The following is a 10,178-nucleotide window of genomic DNA, read 5'->3' as shown; positions in this document are numbered from 1 at the left end:
ATATTACCTCACATAAAATTTTTATATTTAAATTATTAAATATAATTTTCCCCATAGAATAATTTATAATACATATTGAGTTGATTTTTATATAATTAGATGTTACATTAAGTATAAAATAGTCGAAATATCTGTTCTAGTGCAAGACATATCACGGCAATCTTACAGAAAATAGAAACATAATCAAACAGCAGTTTAATCTATTTAAACAAGTGCAGTATCTTATTTTATATAGAAGCTATTATGCAATATTAACTTTTTACTTGGGAGGCAAAATGAAACAAAAGGCTTTATATTTATTTACGTTTATAGCATCAATAGTGTATATAATGTGGAGAGCTTTTTTTACATTACCTTTTGATGAAAATATTTTTGCAATAGTGTGTGGCATTTTATTACTTTTAGCTGAGTTGATAGGATACTTGGAAGCTTTAAATCTGTTTAGAGGAAGGGGAAGCCTTATAGAGCCTGAGAAGCCTATTATTCCAGACGAAATGTTTCCCCATGTAGATGTATTAATAGCAACCTACAATGAAGGAACTGATCTTCTAAGGAAGACAATTAACGGATGCAATAATATGGATTATCCTGACAAAACTAAGATTCATATTTATATTTGTGATGATACTAATAGAGTGGAAGTCAAGCAGCTGGCTGATGAAATGCATATTGGATATATTACACGGGAAGAGCATGTCGATGCTAAAGCTGGAAATTTTAATAATGCACTTAAAAATACCAATTCACCATTTATAGCAACTTTTGATGCAGATATGATACCTATGCATGATTTTTTAACTGAAATAGTCCCTTACTTCTTTTTGCCTGATATGGAAAAGGACCGAAATGGAAAATGGGTAAAACGTGAAAAAAGAGATGACAATTTAAAGATTGGGTTCATTCAATGTCCGCAAAGTTTCTATAATTTGGATCTGTTTCAGTATAATCTTTACTCTGAAAAAAGGGTGCCTAATGAACAGGATTTCTTTTTTAGATATGTACAGTTAATTCGAAATAAGAGTAATTCTGCAATATATGCTGGATCCAACACAATACTAGCAAGAGAAGCGCTTGATAAAATAGGAGGATTTTATACAAAAGTCATTACAGAGGATTTAGCAACTGGCTTGTCGATAGAAAACGAAGGCTACAGATGCTATGCAATTTCTTCAGTACATGCTAATGGTCTAGCACCTACAGATATAAAAAGTCTTTTTAAGCAAAGGGAACGATGGGCTAGAGGGTGTATTCAGACCTTTAGAAAGCTCAAGATATTCAGAATGAAAGGATTGAATATGGATCAGAAGTTTAGCTATCTGATGTCTGTGCTTTATTGGTACACACCCATAAGAAGATTTATATTTATTATGGCTCCAATCCTTTTTTCATTATTTAATGTTGTTGTTATTAAGGCAACTCTTTTGCAGATGCTGGTTTTCTGGCTCCCCCAGGTTTTGCTTTATAATAAGACATTATCAAGTTTGTCAGGTAAAATCAGAACCTCCAGGTTAAGTAATATCTATGATACTATCTTATTTCCGAATTTGATGCCTAGTGTTATTTTAGAGAGTTTGGGCTATGAAAAAAAGAAATTTAGTGTTACGAAAAAAGTAAGAGAAAATTTAAGCAACTTTGATGAAATAAAAATGATAATTCCACATCTAGTATTAAGTGTATTATCAGTATTGTCCATATGGAATTGTTTATATTATACGATTAAATATGAAACTGGAGCATACAGCATTATTTTGATGTGGTTATTTATCAATTTATATAATCTGGCAATGGCTGTATTTTTTGTTTTAGGACGAAAGGTAAAGAGACAGACTGAAAGAATTAATGCGCAATTGCCATTAACTATTTATTATGATAAAAGAAAATTTTCTGCAGTGTCTTCCGATATATCAGAAGGAGGTTTATCAATAAAGTTAACTTATCCTGTATATATACCAGAAGATCAAGAATTAATAATTCAGGTAAGCAGTGAAGATGGAAGATATAGGTGCAGATTGAAAAGTAAAGTTGTACATGTGTCACAGTTCAAGGAACAATGGCACTATGCATTTCAATTTACCGATAACTCAGTTAAAGAGCAGCTTCAGTTATTTAGTATTCTCTATGATAGAGTTCCAATGCTGCCAACTAAAGTAAGTGATGGCAGCAGTTTTTACGAAGACATTGTAAGCAATCTGTATAGCAGAATGAAAAATGATATACAGTTGTCCTCACGCAGACTGCCAAGAATTCAGCTGGATATAGAATTGGAGACACTTGAAGAATTTAAAATAAAAATCGTTAATTTTAACTATGACTTCGTACTAATTGAAAACAGCTTGGATAAATTTCGTAATTTAAATATTATTATTGATAAAGAACAGAATTTATATATTCGCTGTGAGCTTGTTGAAGATGCAGCAGTGAGACTCCAAAAGGGCAGTCAGAAACAATTATATAAAGTTCTAAATACAAAGCAACTAGTTGAAAATGAAAGATTTATGCAAATGCTCTCGCTATGGATAGATGATTACTCTATAAAGCAGAAAGAACGTGAAGAGTACAGTATGTCCATGAAAAAGGACGCCTCAAAGGACGAATTTACAGACATAGATTATATTAAAGACGAGGCTATCAGAGAATCAATTATGCAGCGTAAAGGAGAAAATGTATGATCAGAGGACATAATATGAAAAATTTTAATCTTAAAATTTGTTTTCTGATTTATATCATTTTATGCAGTTTATGTATAGACGTTTATGCAGCTGATCAGATTACATCTAGTAATACTAAGGTTTGGAGCGACAGCGGAGTGAAGGCTGAGCGGGAGTTTATAGATGGAAAGCAGATAAGGTTTAATATCAAAGCTAATGGGAAGGATAATAGTTACCATTCCTTTGGAATATACAGCATATTGGGTCTTAAAGATTTAAGGAATTATGATGGAATATGGGTAACTGTTAGCAGTAATATTAATAGAAACCTGTCGCTGCAGTTTGCGGCGACAGACAAAGATGAAAAAAAACTTTTATACAAAACAGATTATAAGTTTTTAAGAAGAAATAATGATGAATCGATTTTAAACCAAGCAGTTAATTCTTTTGTCAATATAGATAATAAAAAGATCAATAGACTGTTCATTCCGTTTGATTCACAAAGCTTACAATATAGTGGAATTGACCTTAAGAAGATAACAACGGTTGGATTAAGTTTTGTAAGTAAAGGAAAAACTTATGGTGATGTAGCAGTAAGTAATATGAGCTTTGTCACAAAAAGTGAAAGCGAAAAATATATAGCAAAATTTAAAACAAATATAACCGGTGATAGAAATGTATATATTCCCACATATGGCGAGATTAGAGTGCCGTATAAAATATCAGGAAATACTGGTTTTAGATTTGCAGATAACAATATTAAAGGAGTTAACGTTACAGAAGATGGTATGCTGTCTGTGAATAAAGAGGCGAAACAGCAGATGCTTAGGCTGAAAGCAGTCTCAGAGGATGGAATAACTATTGAATATAATGTTAATTTACTGCAATCATGGACAAAGACAGCGGATAAAGCACACCAGCTGCCACCGCAAAATAAATATAATGCTGAAACCTCAGTATATAAAGTTTTACATGATAGAAAACTTGTTAATATAATCAGGGCAAGTATTGCAGCATTGAGCAGCGCATTTTTTATATTTTATTGCAGAGGGAGAGTACGGTATAGAAAGGGCAGATAAGGGGGACATATATGTTATTTTCCAGCATTGTATTCATATTTTATTTTTTACCGGTTGTACTGATCGGATATTTTGCACTTGGTTTTTCAAAGAGGCTTCAAAATGTATTTTTGTTTATATCAAGTTTGATTTTTTATGCCTGGGGTGAAGTTGATTATCTTGTAATTCTGCTATCTTGCATAGTATGCAATTATATGTTCGGTTTGTTGATTGATAGATATAAGAAAAAAAAGGTCATAGCGAAATATATACTTGTTTCAGCATGTGTAGTAAATTTAGGACTTCTTTTTATATACAAATATCTGAATTTTGTTGTTAATAATATCAATTTTCTTTTCAATCAAAATATAGTAATATCTAAAATTGTTCTTCCGCTTGGCATATCATTTTTTACATTTCATGCCCTTTCCTACGTAATAGTTGTTTACAGGGGAACAGCAAAAGTGCAGAAGAACTTCATTAATCTAGGCCTATACATTGCACTATTCCCGCAATTAGTGGCTGGACCTATAGTGAGATATACCTCAGTAGAAAAGCAGATAATGAACAGAAAGTGCACTATGGATAAGTTTTCTGTAGGATGCTGCAGGTTTATTACCGGCTTAAGTAAAAAGATAATAATAGCCAATATGATGGCTAACGTAGCAGATCGTGTTTACAGTCTTAATAGTGTTTCTTCTATTTCTGTTTCGCTGGCATGGCTTGGTTCTATTAGTTATACGCTTCAGATATTCTTCGACTTTTCAGCCTATTCAGATATGGCTATTGGTTTAGGTTTAATGTTTGGTTTTGAGTTTGATGAAAATTTCAACTATCCATATATATCAAAGTCGATTTCTGAGTTCTGGCGGAGATGGCATATATCGCTTACAACCTGGTTTAAAGATTATATCTATTTTCCACTGGGCGGTTCAAGGGTAGAAAACAAAGATATAATGGTGAGAAACATGTTTATAGTGTGGTTTTTTACAGGTGTATGGCATGGTGCGAATTGGACATTTATTTTATGGGGAATATTAAACTTTGCTGTTATGCTTTTTGAAAGAATTTTCAATGTTCCAAATTCAAGCAGGTATAATGCTATAAGACATATTTATACGCTGCTGTTAATTAATTTTGGATGGGTATTATTCAGGGCTGATAATATGCATGAAGCATTAAAGTTTCTAGGAAGTATGTTTGGATTAGGCAGCAATAGCTTAAACGGCGAATATACATTTATGTTTTTAAAGGAATACGGTGTATTTTTTATACTGGCAGTCGTATTTTCTACGCCCATTGCAAAGCGCTGTAACAGGCTGCTTGTGGATAAAAAATTAGGAGGTGCTGAATATATTTTAAATTTCAGTTATCCACTTATACTCATAATGATGTTTATAATATGTGTTACTTACTTAGTCAAGGGAAGCTATAATCCATTTATATATTTTAATTTCTAGAAAGGGGAGAATTAATGTGAACAATCTGTTTTTGAAGAAAAAGATAACCTGCATTATTTTTATAAGCCTAGTGTTCATATTTTCTTTTTCAAATTTTATTAATTCTTTTCCTAAAATTAAAGAAGATATATTAAATGCTAAAGTCACAAATATAAAACAGACTAATGATTTTGTTAAGAGATTGGACAGTACTATAAATGATTCAATAAGGAGTAAATACACATTTATTGAAAGTTATGGGACTTTGCAGCTTTTACTTGGAAAACATGAAATCAATAATTTTGATTTTGCAGTTGATAAAGATGGTTTTATACATGATTCTTATTTCTTTTCCGGAATTACGGATAAATACGCCGATAGGTTAGCCAGTGGAATAAGTAGATTTAGAGATCAGCTGAAAGCATATGGAACGGAAGTACTAGTTATGACTCCTCCCGATAAGGCATATGATGGTAAAATAAATGGGTATACTGGCATTCCATACACAAATTCCAGCAAAGATATTGATAAGTATTATGCGTATCTGGATAAATATAATGTTAATCATATAGACTTGCGGCCTGAATTAATAAAGTCTGGACTTTCAAAAGAACAATTATATTATAAAACTGATCACCACTGGACAACTAGAGCTTCTTTTATTGCTTTCAGAGAACTTGTTGATAACATAAATAAATTATATAACTACAATATAGATGCTGACGGTTATTATAGAGACTGGAACAACTATCAGAAAATAGAATATAAAAATTCGTTTTTAGGGTCTTATGGCAGAAAAATAGGTACAATTTATAGTGGATTAGATGATTTCGAATTAGCTCTGCCTAAATTTAATACTTCTTTTAAATTTGAAAGATTTCAGGCTGGCAATATGAAAAAATATGAAGGAAGTTTTGAAGATACGTTAATTAATAAGTCAATACTTAATATTAGTGATGTATTTACACGAGACATGTATTCCTGTTATTTGGATGGTGTTTTATACCCATATGGTAAGATTACAAATAATCTCAACAGGAAAGGACCTAGGATTCTACTAATAAGAGATTCTTACTCTTCAGCTCTAGCTTCATTTTTAGCAACAGCCTTCAGTGAAGTTGATGTTTTATATCCCATTCAATTTGATGGAGATGTGAATAAATTTATAAAACAAAATAATTATGATTTAGTTATCTTTTCTGGATACTGTGGTACACTTATGCAGAATTTGTACTGGTATCTTCCAAAGTAGGAGAGTGTAACATGAAAGCAAAAAAATATATATTTATAACTGCCTTTATATTTGTAATTGTACTTATAGTTGGAATTTTTAAATTCTATCCCATTATCGAAAAGGATACAGGAAGAAATAATAGCGGACAGGTAAACAAGAATAATGAGTGGAAGTTGATCTGGAATGATGAATTTGATGAAGATAAACTTGACTTGAAAAAATGGGATTATGATATAGGCAACGGCAGTAATGGCTGGGGAAACAACGAACTTGAATATTATACAAAGCGTAATGTATCGGTAGCTGATGGAGTTTTGACTATAGCTGCGAAAAATGAACAAGCTGGAACCCAAACATACACCTCGGGGAGAATACGAACTAAGAATGTGAAGGGTGATGTTCTATTTTCTACTACCTATGGAAAAATAGAAGCTAGAATAAAAATGCCTGCAGGTTCAGGTTTGTGGCCGGCATTTTGGATGTTACCCGTGGAAAACACCTATGGGACATGGCCGCTTTCAGGTGAAATAGATATTATGGAAGCTAGGGGAAGGCTTTTAGAGCAGATTCAAGGTGCGATTCATTATGGTAATATCAATACAAATAATACGCAAAGTTTTAAGGTGTACAATTTTCCAAGTGGCAGAGATATCACAGATTATCATACCTATTCGATTGAATGGAATTCAAACAGAATAGATTGGTATGTTGATGGGAGAAAATACTATAGTGAAAACAAATGGTATACAAAATCAGAAGATAAAGCTATCGACAGCAGTTATCCAGCTCCGTTTAACCGTCCCTTCTATTTGCTGCTGAATTTAGCTGTTGGAGGTAATTTTGATAATGGAGCAGCGCCTGATAATGCGAAGCTGCCGGCGAAAATGCAGGTTGACTACGTAAGGGTTTATCAAAAATTGAATTTAAATAGTGAAAAAGTGAATAACTCTAATGAGACTGAGAAGAAAAGCAGCGCATCATCACAAAAGGGTACTAGCATATTGAAAAATGGGTTCTTTGATGAAGGAAAAAACGGATGGAAAGCTTATAATACGGAAGTTTCAGAGTTGAAATCTGATGGTAAGAATGGCTGTAAGCTCAAAGCAAAGCCAAGCAATCAATCTTGGAATTCAATGTTTATCCGAAATAGTTTAGATTTAAAACCGGATGTCAATTATGAATTAAGTTTTAGAGCAAAATCATCACAGGATGGTCAGCTATTTGCTATTTCTCTGGAAGATTCGCAATATAAGTCTAAACTCAATCAGCAATTTCTTACAGGTCTTAATTGGAAGAAATATAATTTTAGGTTTAAAGTGGACAAAGAATCTGAATTGGCATTGAAATTTATTTTGGGTGCAGTTGAAAAGGAATGCTCTCTGTATTTACGTAATGTATCAATTAAACAACTAAAAGAAGAGTAGTAAAGAGGCTGTATTAGTTTGGTGTGCTCTCTGCCGAGTACACAATTAAAAAATATAAAAATTATGATGCTGTCCAATTTAGGACAGCATTTTTTAGTCTTAAGGAAATTATGTGTTTTACCAATTGCAAATAAAGAGTAAAGAGAAAAGTGAAGGTGGGAATTAAATAAAAAAAATGCTACAGAATGCTTGCGAAGAAGTTAAAAAGAAACGGTAATATATTTTGAAGTTAGCGAATTAAGATAAGAAGGCAACAAAAGCAATATAATAAAAGCATTTTGTGAATATTAAGAGTTAGGGCATAAAAAAGATTACATCAGAAGTAGGCATTTGAAGTGAGTTTAGTAATTACCTATGTCTTTGAGGGAAATTTCCGTTAAGATGGCGAATTGTTTGAGGCGCAGCCGAGTTATGAGCCATTAGAAAATTTGCCTCAAAGATGTGGTGTAATTACTTAATGAATGGAATTAGCCTACGTAGGATGTAATCTTTTTTATCTTTATCAGCATAGAAACATATGTCAAATAATTTTATATCGGTATATAGATTTATTGGTTTCATGGTTTTCGGATAAATATAACTGAATAACACATAACGAAACCTTTGTTCTATGTACATAATGCATTGAAATTCTAGTAATACATGTAAAAAAAGAAGATTGAGCGAAGGCTTAGTTTCCTATTGCCTAAAATGGGTTAGTTGTACAAGCACTATAGCAACTATAAAAAATTATAGTAGGTTACATAGAGCCGCTGCCATAAAATCTATGGGGACATATGCTGTTTTTGCTATTATGGTATATGAACCTCAAACGGGTGTATCTGACCGTTTAATAAATTAGGTAGGAAGGTCAACTGGTCGAAAGACAGCTATTAATACAAGCCTTACAGCGTATATAAGGGCAGTTGTTTATATATTAAAGTATTAATAACAATAGTAATATGTGCTGATACTTAAGCCTAAAACCAACAATTGACATTAAGAGTTACAATTTAGCTGTAACTCTTTTCTATTAAGCTCTTTCATAGGGCAAACTATGCAGCTAACGTGCTTAGCCTTTCCCAACAATATGACCATTGATAAAGTATTTACTGTTTATTAAAAGAGTACAGATTTGTAGGGTATATGAGGTTGAGTTTTAGGATAGCAGACACGGGAATATAAGCAGAGCAATAGATAGAAAATAAAACTAAAAAATATAGTATAATTAGTTTATAGGATAAGGCAGCAGGAGAAGAAAAGGAGAAAAAGATGGGATATAGTGAGATTGAAGAAGTATTTTGTTTAACTGATGATAGGAAATATAAAGCTTTTTTTAATATAGCAGCAGAGTCAGAAATAATATGTGGATTGAAAGCAAAGGAAAAATGGATAACAGTTAAGGATGAAAACGGAAATCCCTCAATGCCTATCTGGCCGGGATATGGATTTGCAAAATACTGTCAAGAAAATCAATGGAAAGATACACAGATTGAAGGTATAGATCTATATGAATTTCTAGAATATTGGCTTTCAGGTATGAAAAGAGATGGCTGCAGCGTTCTTGTGCTTGCAGATACAGCAGGAGGAGGTATTGCTGTTGAGGCAGATAAATTCAAAGAAGAGCTAGAGAAATATTTAAGTAGTGAATTTTAAATCTTTATTGAAATATATACGAGTTTATCACTTCTTTTAATTCAAGCTTCCACATATACATATACCAGAAAAGAATTAATATATTGAACCATTCTGGAAGGAGATTATAAATGAAACCCAATATATTTAAATATGCAACTAGTGAATTATCACAGGATGCGGTTATATGCTGGATGTTTGAATGGGCAAATACTGAAGATAAATATCTTAATAGGTTTTCTTATGATTTTATAAAAGCCATTTTAGACTTGCATAGGTGTGCTTTTATAGACATAAATAAACTAGTGGGGATAAAGCTGAAAAAACAATATAACAGCATAGATATTTTGTTGCAGCTAACCTTTGAAGATAATAGCATATTACCAATTATAATTGAAAGTAAAACGTATACACAAGAACATTGTAATCAGTTAAAAAGATATTATAATTTTGTATTATCGGAAAATAAGCATAATGAGAAAGTGCTAGCTCCTTTAGGAGTTTATTATAATCCAGGATTTATGTATGAAAATGAAATTAATAGTATTGAAAAAGAGGGCTATAGAGTTTTCAAGACGGATAAAATGATAAAGCTTATGAAAAAATATATTGATAAGATAGAAAATGATATTTTTATTGATTATTATAGATATCTCAGGAGTATTGAGGTTAAGGAAGAAGAGTTAAGAAATTTAATTAAAGAAGAAGTTTTAATAAATTAAATAATGTGAAAAGTAAGGCTGTGTAAATATGAACATATC

Annotated in this window: 7 protein-coding genes; all 7 read left to right on the top strand. The window is 31.9% G+C overall.

Going from position 1 to position 10,178, the window contains the following annotated elements; translation table 11 throughout:
• Positions 1-275 precede the first annotated feature (275 nt).
• The 7 genes from CLORY_RS21620 to CLORY_RS21590 all read left to right on the top strand — a co-directional run bounded on the left by CLORY_RS21620 (position 276) and on the right by CLORY_RS21590 (position 10,139).
• Entirely contained in the window at positions 276-2,669 is a 2,394-nt protein-coding gene (locus tag CLORY_RS21620; protein WP_079428453.1) for a glycosyltransferase, read from the top strand.
• On the top strand, positions 2,666-3,727 hold the full coding sequence (locus CLORY_RS21615) for a hypothetical protein (protein WP_079428451.1): 1,062 nt from the start codon (positions 2,666-2,668) through the stop codon (positions 3,725-3,727). The genes CLORY_RS21620 and CLORY_RS21615 overlap by 4 nt, the downstream gene beginning before the upstream one ends.
• A gap of 11 nt (positions 3,728-3,738) precedes the next feature.
• A complete protein-coding gene (locus tag CLORY_RS21610; RefSeq protein WP_079428449.1) occupies positions 3,739-5,166 on the top strand; it encodes an MBOAT family O-acyltransferase in 1,428 nt (475 codons plus the stop codon).
• Between the two features lie 16 nt (positions 5,167-5,182).
• Entirely contained in the window at positions 5,183-6,397 is a 1,215-nt protein-coding gene (locus CLORY_RS21605) for a DHHW family protein (protein WP_169911714.1), read from the top strand.
• An 11-nt stretch (positions 6,398-6,408) separates the two neighbouring features.
• Positions 6,409-7,803: a family 16 glycosylhydrolase gene (locus CLORY_RS21600; protein WP_079428444.1), complete on the top strand. Its 1,395-nt coding sequence runs from the start codon at positions 6,409-6,411 to the stop codon at positions 7,801-7,803.
• A 1,251-nt stretch (positions 7,804-9,054) separates the two neighbouring features.
• Positions 9,055-9,438, top strand: coding sequence for a DUF2750 domain-containing protein (locus tag CLORY_RS21595; RefSeq protein ID WP_079428442.1), 384 nt, complete (start codon positions 9,055-9,057; stop codon positions 9,436-9,438).
• 110 nt (positions 9,439-9,548) lie between these two features.
• Positions 9,549-10,139: a PD-(D/E)XK nuclease family protein gene (locus CLORY_RS21590; protein ID WP_079428440.1), complete on the top strand. Its 591-nt coding sequence runs from the start codon at positions 9,549-9,551 to the stop codon at positions 10,137-10,139.
• Positions 10,140-10,178: the final 39 nt, after the last annotated feature.

Origin of the sequence: Clostridium oryzae, assembly GCF_002029235.1 — a bacterium.
GTDB lineage: Bacteria > Bacillota > Clostridia > Clostridiales > Clostridiaceae > Clostridium_AE > Clostridium_AE oryzae.
Note: the sequence above shows the minus strand (reverse complement) of the source record. Positions and strands in the feature narration are given on the sequence as shown.

Excerpts from the sequence above, each read along its gene's own strand:
- CLORY_RS21620 (WP_079428453.1), top strand. The coding sequence starts at position 276 with ATGAAACAAAAGGCTTTATATTTATTTACGTTTATAGCATCAATAGTG.
- CLORY_RS21615 (WP_079428451.1), top strand. The coding sequence starts at position 2,666 with ATGATCAGAGGACATAATATGAAAAATTTTAATCTTAAAATTTGTTTT.
- CLORY_RS21610 (WP_079428449.1), top strand. The coding sequence starts at position 3,739 with ATGTTATTTTCCAGCATTGTATTCATATTTTATTTTTTACCGGTTGTA.
- CLORY_RS21600 (WP_079428444.1), top strand. The coding sequence starts at position 6,409 with ATGAAAGCAAAAAAATATATATTTATAACTGCCTTTATATTTGTAATT.
- CLORY_RS21595 (WP_079428442.1), top strand. The coding sequence starts at position 9,055 with ATGGGATATAGTGAGATTGAAGAAGTATTTTGTTTAACTGATGATAGG.
- CLORY_RS21590 (WP_079428440.1), top strand. The coding sequence starts at position 9,549 with ATGAAACCCAATATATTTAAATATGCAACTAGTGAATTATCACAGGAT.